The sequence below is a fragment of the Pontibacter oryzae genome, from assembly GCF_003576375.1.
GTDB classification, from domain to species: domain Bacteria; phylum Bacteroidota; class Bacteroidia; order Cytophagales; family Hymenobacteraceae; genus Pontibacter; species Pontibacter oryzae.
Window position 1 is genome coordinate 44,302 of record NZ_QWGE01000005.1, and the last position, 15,478, is coordinate 59,779.

The window sequence follows — 15,478 nt, forward strand, 5'->3', positions numbered from 1 at the left end:
AATTATCGGAGCCAGCCTTTCATACTTTATATGGTCTTACTTTGCCATTAAGGCATGTAAGAAAGCTCAACTCTAAAGCGCTCATCTACGGCACCTAACTTTTGATATGCTTTCTTAGACAGACGAACTACCACTTTATCATTGGCACCCGTATCTGGCAGTTTGCCTATTACACGCACGTAAACCACTTGGCCGTTCATCATATTTTTCACCTGCATGATGGTGCCTACCGGAGCCGATTTATGCAGTGCCAGATACTTGTTCGTATCGTTCGATTTAGCATCAATCATTTCAGCCATGCCACTCTCGCTCATCTTATTAAGCCCTTTGGCAGTGGTCTCCTCCTCTTCTACCCGATCAGTTGCCTTTGCAGCTGGCGTTGCGGCGGCAGGCGCTGGCGAAGAGACATTGGTTGGAGCATCGTTTACAGAGGCGGTTGGTGTTGTAGCGATTTCATCGTCTGGCTCCGGCACATACACCGGTTTTTGCGTAGCTTGCGCTACCCCTTTGCCCACAATTAGCTTCTGTCCTATTTCAATGGAAGTATCTGTCAGGCCGTTCCATCCCTTAATATCATCTACCGATACATTATACATGCGCGAGATAGCGTAAAGCGTTTGCTGCGGCTCCACAGTGTGCATTTTATACCCTACCTGAGATACAGTATAAGTTCGATTACTGGCAGCAGGAGCTGACTTTGTGGCCGCTGACGTTGATGCTGGAGCAGCTCCTCTCGGAATCAGTACTATCTGGCCAATGTTAATTGATGTTTGAACGGAAGGGTTAGCCTCCACAATCTGGGCAACCGGCACACTATACTTTCTGGAGAGCGCATACAAAGTCTCCTTTGGTTCTACTTTATGGCGCACAAACAGCTTGCCGGCCTTACGCTCCGTACCCACAGAGTCGCGGGGGGCGGTTAAGTTAAATGCTTGAGCCGAAAAGGATAATACAGGCACTGCTATAAGGGTAAGAAAAAAAGATCGTATCATAAGGGGCTATACTAAAAGTCGGAAAACCTGTAGAATGTCTTTATTCTGAATGAAATATAAATTATGCTTAAAGATAAAAAAAGTATCTGAACCTATTCCAGTTAAAGCGGTGCCGAGGGTTACTTTCAACTGCAGATCGCCTTTAAGGTTAAAGACCGCAAGCTCGTTTTGCAATTTTCCATCGGGCTCCAGCGTATAAAAACTCACAAGCAGGCAGCTATCGGTTTCGGCATAGTCTATGGCCTTTACAACCTCTATTTCGAATTCCTGTTTCAAAAAAAACTGCACTGTGTTAAAGTGATCCTCTCCTTCGAGGTACAGCGTAGGGTATATGCAATTTTGATAGCGTATTTGGTTGTACTTCGCTACTTCTGCTGCAGCCTCTTGCTGCGTACGTGTTATTCCGGTTGCCTTACCGGTAGTAGGGTGCAACACCTGTAATGCTGCTTCAGGTTGTTCAGGGTTGTAGGCAAGTAAACCAGGGGAGTCAACGCCATAAAAAGCCAATTCTTTTGTTTCCCATACTTGCTTGCCAGTAACCTGACTAATGGCGATGATACCTTTATGTTGGCCCAGTTGTCTGTTACCATAGCCGTGCAAGTATAAAAAGCCGTGAGTTGCGTCCTCTAGCCCCTGCCACCAGGCCTTCGCCTGCGGTAGCTGCAGTTGTTTCAAAGTATGGCTAGCCGTATCTAAAGTATAGAAACTGGTCAGCAAAACATCCGCATCCCGGATTTCTATGGCTAGGCAGCCTGTAATGCTATCCAGGCGCATTCGCCACACGGGCGCTTTAAAATCGTATGTAAGTATGGGAGGTATGATATACTATGGGATTTTGCTATATTATCTCCTGATTTGGTTGTAAACCATTACGCAAATTTATGAAAACCTATCCAAAGCGCCGCCAACTATTGCCCTTCTATCTGCTATCGTACCTGCTCCTGTTGCCTTTGCTAAGTTTAGGCCAACAAGCTAAGCCAAAAGTTTTTGTGATGGAGGTGACCTCCGAGATTGACCCGCGCACCAACCGCTATACCGAACTAGCCCTAGAGGAAGCTACGGAAGCTGGCGCTGACCATATATTGCTGGTGCTGGACACCTTTGGCGGTGCCCTGAACGATGCCGACGAGATCCGGAAGCGAATACTCGAATACCCGAAACCTGTCTATGTGTTCATCAATAAAAACGCGGCTTCTGCAGGCGCCCTTATCTCGCTGGCCTGCGATAGTATTTACATGGCCCCAGGTGCAAATATTGGCGCTGCCACAGTGGTAGGCGCAAACGGCGAGGCGGCCCCAGGCAAGTACCAAAGCTATATGCGCTCTATTATGCGCTCCACGGCAGAGGCTAACGGCAGGGACCCACGCCTGGCCGAGGCCATGGTAGAGGCCAGCGTAGACAGTACGCTCTCTGCCGGACAGGTTCTTACCCTGACAACCACTGAGGCCATCAAATTTGGTTTTTGCGAGGGTGTGACCACTAACGTAGGCGGTGTCTTAAAAAAATTGAACCTGCAAGATGCCGAACTTATAAACTATGAACTGAGCGCTGCCGATAGCATTATTTCCTTTTTCCTGAACCCGTTCATCAGCGGTATACTTTTGCTGATAATCATCGGTGGTTTATACTTCGAGCTGCAAACACCGGGCATCGGCTTTCCATTGATGGCGGCTATTACGGCGGCGGTGCTGTACTTGGTGCCATACTACCTGAATGGGCTGGCGGAGAACTGGGAAATTCTGATGTTCGTGGTCGGCATCGTGCTGATCATGCTCGAACTCTTTGTGGTGCCGGGCTTTGGCATTACAGGAATCAGTGGCATTATCTTAACTGTGCTTTCGCTGGTGCTGGTCATGATAAACAATCAATTCTTCGACTTCACCTTTGTGCCTTCTGAAAACCTGATGAAGAGCCTAGCTTCGGTGATAACCGGTATGATTGGGGCAGCCATTGTGATTGCACTAACCTGGCACCGCCTGCTCAACAGCCGCTCTATGCAGCATCTGGTTCTAAAAAATACCTTCCATAGCCGCGAAGGGTACCGATCCGCTAATACTGCCGAGCATTTGGTAGGTAAAACGGGTGTGGCACATACCCGCATGGCGCCGTCTGGCCGCGTGATGATTGACGATATTTTGTACGATGCCCAGGCCCGTGACGGCTTTATTGAGCAAGGCGAGAGCGTACAGGTAATTGACCAAAGCACCTTTGCCCTTCGGGTGAAGAAAGTGTAGCAGGTAATATAAGGTTGCCATGCCATTCTAACTGAAAAGTCTTACGCAAACCATACATGAAACCACTAAAAACAATGCTGGCTCTTGCCATGCTAAGCTTCACGGCTTGCCAAAGCACAACACGCCCGGAAAACGAAGCCAATGAAAATATGAAAACGAAAGCAACCCTACACTGGTCTGGCGAGATTGCTGCCGACGGCTGCGGCTTTGAAGTTGAGATTGAAGGGAAACGCTACCTGCCCGAGAACGAAGATGCCATACCGGCCGCTTTCAAAGCCAGTGAGACAAGTGAGATACAGCTGGAGTACGAAGCCCTGCCCGAGCCCATTGACAGGCGCTGCGGCATGCTGCCCGAACCGCGTGTAATGCCGGCCATACACGTAATTAAGGTAGAGGCCATTTAAGTTTGCAACCATTCGGCAGGTTCAGGCATCTTTAAAGTATAACTACCTGAACCTGTTATGAAGAGATTGCACATCCTTAGCCTTTCCTTACTTTATGCGCTGCTTTTGTTTATAGAGCGTACGCCAACCGATAAATAACCCATAAAGTATAAACCCTGTAAAAACCGTGCTGCTTGCAGGGTTTGGCTCTGGATAAACGGCAAAGCTTGCGTATATTTGGCTATCATCCTAACCCCTGATACCTATGAAAGTACTCGGCATTATTCCGGCACGCTACGCTAGCACCCGTTTCCCGGGCAAACCGCTCACCGATATCAACGGCAAAAGTATGATTCAGCGCGTGTATGAGCAGGCGAAGCAGTCTGGTTTAACGGATGTGGTAGTGGCCACGGACGATGAGCGGATTTTGCAGCATGTGCAGGCTTTTGGCGGCAAAGCCGTGATGACGAGCAGCGAGCACCAAAGCGGCACCGATCGCTGTTTCGAGGCCTACAAGCTGAATAACGAGCCGTTTGAGTACATCATTAACATACAGGGCGACGAGCCGTTCATTCACCCTGAGCAGATCGACTTGGTTGCCAGCTGCTTCGAACGCCCGCAAACCCAGCTAGCCACGCTAGTTAAAAAGATAGAATCGCCGGAAGAGCTCTTCAACATCAACTCCCCCAAAGTAGTGATCAGCCAGGCGAAGGAGGCTTTATACTTTAGCCGCCAGCCTATACCGTATTGCCGCAACGTGCCCGAGGATATCTGGCACAAGCAGCATACCTATTACAAGCACATCGGTATTTACGGCTACCGGGCAGATATTCTGGAGCAGATCACGCAGTTGCCGCCTTCTGCCTTAGAACTGGCCGAATCGTTGGAGCAGTTGCGCTGGCTGGAGAATGGCTTTCGCATTACCACGGCCATCACCCACCACGAAACCATCGGCATCGACACGCCGGAAGACCTGGAGCGCATTTTAGGCCGGGACTAAGCCGGAGATTATTTAAGGATGAAGAATTATACGTTGCTTCGGTTTGTAAAGCTGAACCTATACTTTTTTGTGATGTATAGCCTGCTTACGGCCCTGTGGTATGGCCTGAGCGGTAAGTTTGCCGGGGCTGCAGGAACGGTTTTGCAGGAAATTGCGCTCAACGCGGCTGTTTTCTCCCTGCTTTTCAGTGTTACTATACTTCTATGGTACCGCCGCACGGAGCTTCGGGTACCGGTACAGAAGTATAAACCAGAGCAGCTGAGGCAAAAAATAGAGGAAGCAGGTTACTTAAAAGTTTCCGGCCATAAACACGCGTACGAGGTGTATAAGCCTGCCCCGCCCAAAGCCCCTGCCCTGGCGGGCAAGATTTTCGTGCAGAAAACGGCTAACTTTTACGTCCTTCAAGGCCCAACAAAATACCTCAAAGGTATAAACGGCAAAGTATAAACTTTACCTCCTGAACTCTCTACCTCTCAAACTCCAAACCTCCCAAACTCTTATCCCCCGGCTTTCTTGGCTTTGTAGCCAGCCGCCGTTAGCACCTGTAGTACTTTGTCACGGAAATCACCCTGGATCAGGATCTCTCTGTCTTTGGCTGAGCCGCCCACACCGCACTTGCTCTTCAGCAACTTGCCCAGTTCTTTCAGGTCGTCATCGGTGCCAACAAAGCCAGCCACTAGCGTTACCTGCTTGCCCCCTCTGGATTTTTTGTCGAGCATTACCTTTAGGTTTTGCTGTTGTGGCGGGAGTGTCTCCTCTGCCGACTCGTTTTCGTAGTCGTAACTAAAATCCTGGTTCGTAGAGTATACTACGCCTTGTCGTCCTTTTTTATTCTTATCGCGCATCTTAGTATGTTCAATAATGTCAAACTGAACGAGCCTTTAAGCCCATTCGTGATTTTTAATTTTCAACTCCCCAGCCTAAGGTACTAAAACCTTCAGCGAGAGTGGCAGCATTTTCACCTCAAACGCCTTCGACTCTCCTAAAAACTCACCGTCGGCATGGTACATCATCGCTTCCTCGGTTTGTACGGATATATGATCTGTTTTAAAGTACTCGGCGCTATCGGCGTTGGCAAGTTGCTTGGTAAGCATGCAGTAGCTCAGGTGCAGCGCTTTCACCAGATCAATTTTCCGAACTAGGCATACATCCAGCAAACCATCCTGAATATCAGCCATGGGGGCGATATACGCATTATTGCCGTACTGAGCTGCATTGGCAAAAGCCATCACAAAGCAATCTGTATCCATGGTATTGCCATTTATACTTGCTTTTACGGGCAAGTGCTTGTAATTGCGCACTTCCTTCATCACCAGTTCCACATAGGTTTGCAGGCCGCGTTTGGTATTGCCTGCAAATACAGAGCTGATGTAGGCATCAAAGCCAATGCCAGCAGTGGTAAAAAAAGGATGGCCGTTGATGTTGCCGGTATCAATAGTGGTTATATGGCCTTGGTTTAGCACGCGTATGGCAGCCTCAAGCCCCAAAGGCAGTTTCAGGTGACGTGCCAGTCCGTTTCCAGAGCCCTTCGGAAGTATGGCTAAGGCTGTTTCTGAGTGCAGCAAGCCTCGGGCCACCTCGTTTACTGTTCCATCGCCACCTACGGCCACTACAACCTCACACCCGCTTTCTGCTGCCTCTTGCGCTAGCTCCGGGGCATGGCCCGCGCGCTCAGTATACACTATTTCATACTTATACTTTCGGTGATCAAGGTGTTGCTCTATACGGGCAGCCACATTCACACGGCTTTTAGGCCCAGAGGTTGGGTTAATGATGAAGCGTATATGCAGGCGTTTGCTCATAGGAGGCGTTTGTTTGCAGTAAAATTACCGCTTTTACCGCGGATATAAAAAAGCCTGACGCTGGAGAGGCATCAGGCTAAAGTATAAGTTTTGGCTTTAGGCTATTTCAGATGGAAGGTAAGTACCGGGATCGGGGTATGGTTCACCAGGTCCTCAGCGATGCTTCCGCTCAGCAAATGCGACAGCCCGGTGCGCCCATGCGTAGCCATCATGATCAGATCGGCCTTAATATCGTTGGCAAAGTGCAGGATGCCGTCTTCTTCCATCACATCATTGTACACGTTAATCGTATAGTTCTTAAGGCCATACTTCTCAGCGGCGTCCTCCAGCTTTTGCCGTAGGTTTCCGCTAGACTCGAACGCACCTGGCGTGTTAATGTATACCAGGTGCATGCGCGCGCCAAACAGTTGCTGAAAAGTCTTGAAGCGATCCATGGCATAACGCACCTCCCGTTTAAAATCTGAGGCCAGCACAATCTCCCGCACATTAAAGTCTTTTATGCGCTGCTTCACCGTGAGTACAGGGCAGGTTGCCGTCCGGACAACTTTCTCGGTGTTAGACCCGATTAAAAACTCATCCAACCCGCTGGAGCCCTTCGAACCCATCACTACTAAGTCTACCTGGTCCTCTTCGATGGTGCGCTTTATCTTACTTATCGGTTTATCTACATCCACTTCCTCCACCACGTCAACGCCTTGGTGCGGTATCGCTTTCAACAGTTCCTGCATTCTTCCTTTGGTAACTTTTAGCAACTGCATCATAAACACTTGCTCCATGCTATCGTTCCCGACCATGGTGTCGCCGGTGGCGCTGAAGTTCGGCGTATAGTACTGCCCCTCCACGACGTGCAAAAGCTTTATGGCGGCGCCGGTGCGCCGGGCTATCGCCAGGGCAACCTCATAGGCGTTTCGTGCCTCCTCCGAAAAATCTGTTGGAACTAGAATCCTTCTCATAGTGTGTGCGGTTTTGTGGATGAACTAATTGGCTTCCAAGTATAAAAGTATAGTATGCGCTTAATATAAACGATGACTTATGTCACTTTATACTCTATTGCCGCGCGGTATGTTTACCGGATTAAAAAGCAAAAGCCTACCCTGCAACAGGGTAGGCTTTTGGCAAAAAATCTTAAGCTTTAAGTGCTTAGCCAATCTTAGTGATCAGGTCAGCAGCTCTGTTAGAGTATCCGGTTTCGTTATCGTACCAGCCTACAACTTTTACAAGTGTTTCGTTAGCCGAAGTCAGCTCTGCATCAAAGATGCATGAGTGCGGGTTGCCAACGATGTCAATGGAAACGATTGGGTCTTCGGTATACTCCAGTACGCCTTTCATATCGCCTTCTGCTGCTTTCTTCATCGCAGCATTGATTTCCTCTTTCGTGGCTGGCTTCTTAAGTACCACCGTTAGGTCTGTCAGGGAGCCATCCGGAATAGGAACACGCATTGCCACACCATCAAGTTTGCCCTGTAAGTGTGGCAATACCAAGCCTACTGCCTTAGCAGCACCTGTAGACGTTGGGATGATAGAGTAAGCAGCTGCACGCGCTCTTCTCAGGTCGCTGTGCGGTGCATCCTGCAGGTTCTGGTCTGCTGTGTAAGCGTGAACTGTAGTGATGTATCCTTTCTCAATTCCGAAAGTATCATCCAGTACCTTTGCCATTGGCGCAAGGCAGTTTGTAGTACAAGAAGCGTTAGAAACGATTTGCTCATCGCCTGATAAAATCTCCTCGTTTACACCAAGTACTACCGTTTTGATGTTGCCTTTAGCAGGCGCAGAAATAACCACTTTTTTGGCACCGGCCTCCAGGTGGCCACCAGCTCCTTTTTCATCCACGAAACGTCCAGTAGACTCCAGCACTACATCAATGCCAAGCTCGCCCCAAGGAAGGTTCTTTGGCTCGCGCTCTGCAGTGATCTGAATTTCTTTGCCGTTAACAGTGATTCCCTTTTCAGAAGCCTCTACTGTACCGTTGAATCTTCCGTGTACAGAATCATACTTCAGCAGGTGCGCCAGTGTTTTAGTATCTGTCAGGTCGTTGATAGCAACCACCTCTACGTTATCTTTGGAAAGCAGGGCCTTAAAAGTAAGTCTGCCGATTCGGCCGAAGCCGTTAATTGCAACTTTAATTTTAGACATGGTATCTAGTTATTGAGAGTTTGTTAATGTTGCGAAGTTACGATTTAGCATAGTGTAAAACCAATAAATTTTTTGTTGCTGGTTCATAATGGTTTACGTAAAAACTCAAATTTTTTTCATGCGATTGTTTTGCATGAATTAAAAGAGCCGTATATTTGCACCACAATTAGACAGAACGGCCCGTTCGTCTAGGGGTTAGGACGCCAGATTTTCATTCTGGTAACAGGGGTTCGATTCCCCTACGGGCTACTCGAAAAGCCGCTTCAGGTATAACTGGAGCGGCTTTTTTGTTTCTCCCCGCAATTTTATTTTACTTTCAGCACCAGAAGTTTAACTTACTACGCTTACCCAAATTACATTGAGAGTATCCACAGTCCCTGAAAACAAGTTTTTCATACCATTTTCCGCACCTATCGCTGGAACTCCATTGCCCCCAAAATTTACCTACCCCTTTAGTTACGAACCACACCCGCTTAGTTTACTGGCAGCTGCAGAGCTTCAGTCATACTTAGCCACACAATCGGACTGGGAACATAACTTTGGCTTGAGTAAACAGCAAACAGGTGCAGTTATCGGGAAGATGTTTGGGGTATTGGTAGTGCGGACAGCGCAAAACAACATAGGTTACCTCGCTGCCTTTTCAGGGAAGCTGGCTGGTGGCTTCCATCATGCCAGGTTTGTACCACCAGTATTCGACAGCCTAACAGAAGGCAGCTTCCTGAATATCGGCATGGCCGAACTAACCCGGCTTAACCAGGAAATCAGCCTGCTGAAAGAAACAAATACAACGGATAGCCTTACTCAAGTTGAATTGCTATTGAAGCTACGCAAGTCTAACTCTATAGCTCTCCAGGAAAAACTTTTTGATCAGTTCCGTTTTTTGAACCGAGAAGGCACCGAAAAAAGCTTACGCGCCATTTTCCAAGATACTTCAAACAGCAACCCTCCTGCGGGTGCGGGCGAGTGTGCAGCTCCAAAACTTTTGCAGTACGCTTTTCAGCAACACATGAAACCGCTGGCTATGGCAGAATTCTGGTGGGGTCTGTCGCCGAAAACTGCTACCTGGAAACACGGTAAGTTTTACCCTGCCTGCCGCGAAAAATGCTTACCTATTCTGGCACATATGCTGGAAGGTATGGAACTGGAAGAAGAACCCGTATTTATCAAGGCTGGCGCAGTAGCGTTAGAAACGGCGTAGACGGAAGACTCATTCTAGCTAAGTAAATGCTATACTTTAACCTTCAGCCTCACCCCGATACTGACGAGTAAACTTCTCCCAATATTTTGGGCAGTTCCTGAATAGAACAAAGGCCTACAAGGTGCAGCAGGTTAAATAGCTGCACCTTGTAAGTAGTTAATTAACTTTGATAAGCTCCCGAAGAATAGGTTAGCTCATAACTATGGGTATAAATCTCGAATACAATGCCAAACGGGTCCTCTACATATACCATCTTAAATGGCTTCTCATTAGGGTAGTACTCGCGGATAGGCATGCGCTGCTTGCCACCGTATTCGACAATCTTGTTTGTAAGCGCCTCAATGTCAGAGTCTTGTACACAGAAATGGAATAGGCCGGTATTAAAAGGGTTAAATGCAGGAGCTTCTTTCACGCCGCCTGGGAACGAAAACAGTTCGACTCCTATGCCATCTGAGGTAGATAAATGCGCAATTTCAAATTCGGTCCAGTCTTCCCCGAAAACATCGATACACATTTGCCCTATGGCAGTCTCGCGTTCTTTTTTGACGGTGGATGGAGTCATGATCACATACCAGCCCATTACCTCCTGATAGAATTCTACCGCTTTATGTATATCAGGAACAGTAATGCCGATGTGAGAGAATGACCTGGGATAAGCTGTATCTTTCATAATGTTCTTATTTTAATGCCTATTTGCTAATAATTTTTCTTAAAAGTGTTTACTGTGGCTTGCAAAGGCTACTTCCTATCACCCTGATCTCGTATTTCACTTATTGCTAAGTATAACTATGGATGATAACCTAAATGCAAAGGGTTAAAATTTTAGCTTCAACCCCTTGCACTTGCTTTATTGTTACTCCACAAAAGTCACTAAATCTTCTTTACTTTTTCGGACCTTGGTCAGGTTAACTAACCAGTCGTTTTCGCTGTTTCTATACCCTATTGGTAGTATAACGCAGCTCCTTAGCCCCTTTTCTCTAAGGCCTAAAATTTCATCTAACGCATCAGGGTCAAAACCCTCTATCGGTGTACTGTCAAGCCCTTCGAAGGCGGCGGCGGCTATAGCCTGCGAAAAGGCAATGTATGCCTGCTTAGCAGCATGATGGAAGTTTAGGTCAGCATCACGTTGCGGGTAGCTATTTAGTAGCATCTGGCGGTAGTTTTCCCAGCCCTCGTTGGTAAACCCGCGTACTTCGTTTGTTAAGTCAAACATCTTATTAATGCGTTCCGCGGTGTAGGTGTCCCAGGCTGCGAACACAAATAAATGGGAGCAATCAGTTATTACTGACTGATTCCAGGCGATGGGTTTGATCTTCTCTTTTACCTCCTGGCTTGTGATAACGATAATCTCGAAGGGTTGTAAGCCACTTGAAGTAGGCGCAAGAGATACTGCCTCAATGATATTATCAATCTTTTCCTGAGGCACTTTCTCGCCATTCATGGCTTTGGCTGCGTAGCGCCATCTCAACTTATCTAATAATTCCATGTTTTGTGCTTATTTAATTTCATCTCGGTTTGCAAGGATTTATAACCATTCATTGGCCCGTGCTTGTTGTTAAAAGTATAGTTTTGCTTAAACAGCCTCGTAGAATCTTTGTTCAGCGGTAATCTAAAATGAAGTATACTTTAAGATGTATACCAGGCGCTGCGCACCAGCCCTTTTAGAACCACAGAAGCAAGTATATAGTAAACCAGCGCTTGCGGCAAAGAACCTGCTACATCCTGAAGCGGTACGCCCATCTGTGTCAGCTTCACAAATCCGCGCACCCCCCAGGTTGAAGGAAAAACCCAGGATAGCTTTTGAAAGAATGGCGGAAATCCCTCTATCGGATAGGACAAGTCACTCAGCATCGGCAGCGTTATAAAGAAAAGGCCCATACTAGCACCCTCGCGGTAACGGAAGAGCCCAGTCAGAAAAACCACAGACAGAAAGAGAAGCTCCACCTTCGGAGTCATCCTATTTTTAAATAACTTCTCCGCATTATTGGCATGCACCTTTACAGAGTTTTTTACCCGCTGGCGCAAGTCAAGCGCTTCTGAGGCCATCCGCACCCTGAAATAGGCTTCAGTCAGGCTGGCAAGCAGTTCCTCGCGGGTGGATTCTGTCTGGGTTTGGCTGGCGCTATACTTCAGGCGGGCAGCCGTAACAACCAGATTCAGTTTGCATTCTGTGAACACCGGCCATTTCATGGTAAGATCGGCGCTTCCCAAGTCCTGCTGCTGCAAAACAGGTTGCCAATCGCCAAGCACAGCACTAGGCTCCGGTATCTGGTGTAGCGTCCCGATGGCATCACGTGTTTGGTTCAGGTTAATGCTGATGTCATATACTTGCGCGCTATGTAATTGATTCCTGTTGCGCTAAGTATGATTATGCATCCCTCCACAACAAAAAAATTCAACCGATTATTAGGTTAATTCTTGTTTTTGATAGCAAAGCGGTAGGTATAAAATTAGAGTAGCCCTTAACAAAGTATTTTCTCCATTTAACCATGCAATAGTTAGCCCTACAAGAGTTTGAGTATATAGCTTGCAGATGCACAACGGATATGGCCAAGTATAGCTTGTTATATTTAAAGGGACGAGAAACTTAATCGGATAAGAGTAAGCCTACCGTTTTCTCTATAAGTATTGCAGTTTATAGCTTCCATACGTTCTAAATTTTATGGTTGTCTGATTTGCTTAATACAGTAATTAATTCATATCTTATACAATAATTAAAGCATGCAATTAATTGATTATAAGCTAATAATAAGGATGCACACAACAATCTTTAAGTTTGGTGAGAATAGCCCTTATGTTTTAAACAAGCGGCCTGTAGCTCAGGAGATAAACGACAGGTTACTGTGGCAAGCCATGCGCATTGCTAAGATTGCTGAGGTTGGGCGCGTCTTAAATGATGGACTGGTTGTGTATACGCCTATACCGGCATACTTAAGCGGACCTACTACGTTGGAGGTATACTGGGATTTTAAAAGGCCGTTACGTTAACTGCCGAGTAGCCATATGCATCGCTAACATTAGTCTAGATAAAGTATAAACTTATAAAACTGACATTAAATAATAAAGGCACCTGGTAGCAGGTGCCTTTATTGGTTGAGCTCATTTTAAAAAGCCGCTAATGCATGATGGAATTACTTTAAGTCAAAGCGGTCTAGGTTCATTACTTTATCCCAGGCCTTCACAAAGTCCTTCACAAATTTTTCGTTAGAGTCTGAGCAAGCATAATGCTCTGCAATAGCGCGCAGCTCTGAGTTAGAGCCAAAGATAAGGTCAACGCGCGATCCAGTCCATTTTACTTCACCGCTTCTGCGGTCGCGGCCCTCAAACTCTGTATCAGCCTCCGAGGTAGCCCGCCAGGTTGTGTTCATATCTAGCAGGTTCACGAAGAAATCATTTGTCAGTTTTTCTGGCTGATCTGTAAATATACCAAGATTAGAGTGGTTGTAATTGGTGTTTAGTGCACGCATACCGCCTATTAACACGGTTAGCTCAGGTGCAGTCAGCGACAGAAGCTGAGCCCTGTCAATCAGCATTTCTTCAGCAGATGAGGAGATATGGTCGTGGTTGCCGAAGTAATTGCGGAAGCCATCTGCGTTTGGCTCAAGTATACTAAAGGCTTCATAGTCGGTTTGCTCTTGCGAAGCATCCGTGCGGCCAGGCGTAAATGGCACCGAAATCTCATATCCAGCATCCTTAGCTGCTTTCTCAACACCGGCACATCCGCCTAAGACAATCAGGTCAGCCATCGAAACCTGCTTACCATCCTGCTGGGCCTCGTTAAACTCCTTCTGAATCTGCTCATAAGTGCTTAATATGCTTTCCAACTCCTGTGGATTATTAACTTCCCAGCTTCTTTGAGGCTCCAAGCGAATTCGTGCACCATTTGCGCCTCCCCTTTTATCAGAGTTACGGAACGTAGAGGCAGAAGCCCATGCAGTAGTTACCAACTGGGATACAGAAAGCCCTGAGGCAAGAATTTTACTTTTCAGCTCCTGAATATCGTTTGCATCAACTAACTTATATGTAACTGCCGGAACCGGGTCTTGCCACACAAGTTCTTCGCTCGGAACTTCAGGGCCTAAGTAACGCGCAATTGGCCCCATATCGCGGTGCGTAAGTTTATACCAGGCACGTGCAAAAGCATCGGCAAACTCTTCCGGGTTTTCCAGAAAGCGTCTCGATACTTTTTCATATTCAGGGTCCATCCTTAGGGCAAGGTCGGTGGTCAACATGAAAGGTGCATGCTTCTTCTCAGGGTCATGGGCATCTGGTACAGTTCCTGCACCGGCTTCGCCTTTTGGTTTCCACTGGTGTGCACCTGCCGGGCTCTTAGTAAGCTCCCATTCAAAGCCGAACAGGTTCTCAAAGAAGTTATTGCTCCACTGTATTGGTGTGGTTGTCCAGGCTCCTTCCAAGCCACTGGTGATGGTATGCTCTGAGTGACCTTTACCGAAACTATTTCGCCAGCCTAAGCCCATTTCTGCTATGCCTGCACCTGCTGGCTCAACATCCACGTAATCGCGTGGGTCAGCGGCACCGTGCGTCTTACCGAAAGTATGTCCACCAGCAATAAGCGCAACCGTTTCATAATCGTTCATGGCCATGCGGCCAAAGGTTTCGCGGATGTCTTTGGCAGCTGCCACAGGATCCGGGTTACCGTTAGGGCCTTCCGGGTTTACATAAATTAAACCCATATGCGAGGCAGCAAGCGGGCTTTCAAGCACACCACCTGCATGGCGCTCTTTGTTACCTAGCCACTCGCCTTCTGATCCCCAGTAAATATCTTCTTCGGGCTCCCAAACATCCTCGCGGCCACCACCGAAACCAAACGTTTTCAGGCCCATAGACTCAAGCGCGCAGTTACCTGCCAGGATCATTAGGTCGGCCCAAGATATTTTTTTGCCGTATTTCTGCTTAATAGGCCACAGGAGTAAGCGTGCTTTATCCAAATTGGCGTTGTCGGGCCAGCTGTTGAGTGGGGCAAAACGCTGTGAGCCTGAGCTAGCACCACCACGGCCATCCATAATACGGTACGTACCGGCACTATGCCAGGCCATACGTATAAAGAACGGTCCGTAATGGCCATAATCGGCAGGCCACCAGTCCTGAGAGTTAGTCATCAGGTCATATAAATCCTGCTTAATAGCCTTAAAATCGAGGCTCTTAAACTCTTCGGCATAATTAAAGTTCTCATCCATCGGGTTAGATGACGGAGAGTGCTGATGTAGAATTCTTAGATTCAGCATATTCGGCCACCAATCGCGGTTTGAACGACCACTGCCAGCTGTGTATTTCATTGCACCTCCCAGGAAAGGGCATCTTCTGGATTCATTGGTGTCCCACACAGGGGTATTTGGGGCTACATGTCTGTCTTTTTTGTGTTCCATGGTTACAACAATAATATTAGTTTTTAATAGCTTCTAGTTAGTAACTATATCTTGATATGATGAAGATAAGACTAAATCTAACTAAAGTCTAATTTAAGCCGTTCATAAATATCTATCACTTCATAGATTGTATCTATAATAATACTTTTCATGAAAGGTTCTATAGATTATTTTCATCTGTTTCAACTATTTAAATAGCGCGCCTAACACATAGTTTTTACAGCCTGCAACTGTAAGCATTATCAGAAAATATTTTCATTGTAAAACCTGGAATGCCCTACCTAGCATACTTACCAATCCGCTATGAAATGGAAAAGGCCGCCCCAACTATTAGCTTAGACGGCTTTCT

At 47.1% G+C, this 15,478-nt stretch carries 16 protein-coding genes and 1 tRNA gene; 7 read left to right on the top strand and 10 right to left on the bottom strand.

What is annotated here, in order from left to right; translation table 11 throughout:
- Positions 1 to 47 precede the first annotated feature (47 nt).
- Entirely contained in the window at positions 48 to 992 is a 945-nt protein-coding gene (locus tag D1627_RS15030; RefSeq protein ID WP_119433103.1) for a septal ring lytic transglycosylase RlpA family protein, read from the bottom strand.
- A 6-nt stretch (positions 993 to 998) separates the two neighbouring features.
- A complete protein-coding gene (locus D1627_RS15035) occupies positions 999 to 1,766 on the bottom strand; it encodes a DUF4905 domain-containing protein (RefSeq protein WP_233555652.1) in 768 nt (255 codons plus the stop codon).
- Between the two features lie 107 nt (positions 1,767 to 1,873).
- Here D1627_RS15035 and D1627_RS15040 point away from each other — a divergent pair, with 107 nt between their 5' ends.
- The 4 genes from D1627_RS15040 (at position 1,874) to D1627_RS15055 (ending at position 5,056) form a co-directional block, all read left to right on the top strand.
- A complete protein-coding gene (locus D1627_RS15040) occupies positions 1,874 to 3,226 on the top strand; it encodes an NfeD family protein (protein WP_119433105.1) in 1,353 nt (450 codons plus the stop codon).
- A gap of 56 nt (positions 3,227 to 3,282) precedes the next feature.
- Positions 3,283 to 3,630 carry a hypothetical protein gene (locus D1627_RS15045; RefSeq protein WP_119433106.1) on the top strand — a complete coding sequence of 116 codons (348 nt, stop codon included), beginning with the start codon at positions 3,283 to 3,285 and terminating at the stop codon, positions 3,628 to 3,630.
- A gap of 244 nt (positions 3,631 to 3,874) precedes the next feature.
- On the top strand, positions 3,875 to 4,609 hold the full coding sequence (gene kdsB, locus D1627_RS15050) for a 3-deoxy-manno-octulosonate cytidylyltransferase (protein ID WP_119433107.1): 735 nt from the start codon (positions 3,875 to 3,877) through the stop codon (positions 4,607 to 4,609).
- A gap of 18 nt (positions 4,610 to 4,627) precedes the next feature.
- Positions 4,628 to 5,056 carry a hypothetical protein gene (locus tag D1627_RS15055; protein WP_119433108.1) on the top strand — a complete coding sequence of 143 codons (429 nt, stop codon included), beginning with the start codon at positions 4,628 to 4,630 and terminating at the stop codon, positions 5,054 to 5,056.
- A gap of 50 nt (positions 5,057 to 5,106) precedes the next feature.
- On the opposite strand, the gene D1627_RS15060 is transcribed toward D1627_RS15055, so the two are convergent.
- The 4 genes from D1627_RS15060 to gap form a co-directional block, all read right to left on the bottom strand.
- Positions 5,107 to 5,454 (bottom strand): translation initiation factor, encoded by a 348-nt coding sequence (locus D1627_RS15060; RefSeq protein WP_119433109.1) that lies wholly within the window; start codon positions 5,452 to 5,454, stop codon positions 5,107 to 5,109.
- A gap of 75 nt (positions 5,455 to 5,529) precedes the next feature.
- Positions 5,530 to 6,411, bottom strand: a complete 882-nt coding sequence (locus tag D1627_RS15065; protein ID WP_119433110.1) for a diacylglycerol/lipid kinase family protein — start codon at positions 6,409 to 6,411, stop codon at positions 5,530 to 5,532.
- A 101-nt stretch (positions 6,412 to 6,512) separates the two neighbouring features.
- Positions 6,513 to 7,364, bottom strand: coding sequence for a universal stress protein (locus D1627_RS15070; RefSeq protein ID WP_119433111.1), 852 nt, complete (start codon positions 7,362 to 7,364; stop codon positions 6,513 to 6,515).
- 187 nt (positions 7,365 to 7,551) lie between these two features.
- A complete protein-coding gene (gap, locus tag D1627_RS15075) occupies positions 7,552 to 8,544 on the bottom strand; it encodes a type I glyceraldehyde-3-phosphate dehydrogenase (RefSeq protein ID WP_119433112.1) in 993 nt (330 codons plus the stop codon).
- Positions 8,545 to 8,721: 177 nt separating this feature from the next.
- Here gap and D1627_RS15080 point away from each other — a divergent pair.
- Positions 8,722 to 8,793 (top strand) — tRNA-Glu (locus D1627_RS15080).
- Positions 8,794 to 9,088: 295 nt separating this feature from the next.
- A complete protein-coding gene (locus D1627_RS15085) occupies positions 9,089 to 9,742 on the top strand; it encodes a pseudouridylate synthase (RefSeq protein WP_233555653.1) in 654 nt (217 codons plus the stop codon).
- A gap of 160 nt (positions 9,743 to 9,902) precedes the next feature.
- On the opposite strand, the gene D1627_RS15090 is transcribed toward D1627_RS15085, so the two are convergent.
- From D1627_RS15090 to D1627_RS15100, 3 genes are all read right to left on the bottom strand, one after another.
- Complete coding sequence (locus D1627_RS15090) at positions 9,903 to 10,412, bottom strand: VOC family protein (RefSeq protein WP_119433113.1); 510 nt, start codon at positions 10,410 to 10,412, stop codon at positions 9,903 to 9,905.
- 183 nt (positions 10,413 to 10,595) lie between these two features.
- A complete protein-coding gene (locus D1627_RS15095) occupies positions 10,596 to 11,228 on the bottom strand; it encodes a nitroreductase family protein (protein ID WP_119433114.1) in 633 nt (210 codons plus the stop codon).
- Positions 11,229 to 11,368: 140 nt separating this feature from the next.
- Complete coding sequence (locus tag D1627_RS15100; protein WP_158607194.1) at positions 11,369 to 11,992, bottom strand: TolC family protein; 624 nt, start codon at positions 11,990 to 11,992, stop codon at positions 11,369 to 11,371.
- A 504-nt stretch (positions 11,993 to 12,496) separates the two neighbouring features.
- Between D1627_RS15100 and D1627_RS15105 the strand changes: the two genes are divergently transcribed.
- Entirely contained in the window at positions 12,497 to 12,730 is a 234-nt protein-coding gene (locus D1627_RS15105) for a hypothetical protein (protein WP_119433340.1), read from the top strand.
- 143 nt (positions 12,731 to 12,873) lie between these two features.
- Here D1627_RS15105 and katG read toward each other — a convergent pair whose 3' ends face one another.
- Positions 12,874 to 15,129 (bottom strand): catalase/peroxidase HPI, encoded by a 2,256-nt coding sequence (gene katG, locus D1627_RS15110; RefSeq protein ID WP_119433116.1) that lies wholly within the window; start codon positions 15,127 to 15,129, stop codon positions 12,874 to 12,876.
- Between the last annotated feature and the right edge of the window lie 349 nt (positions 15,130 to 15,478).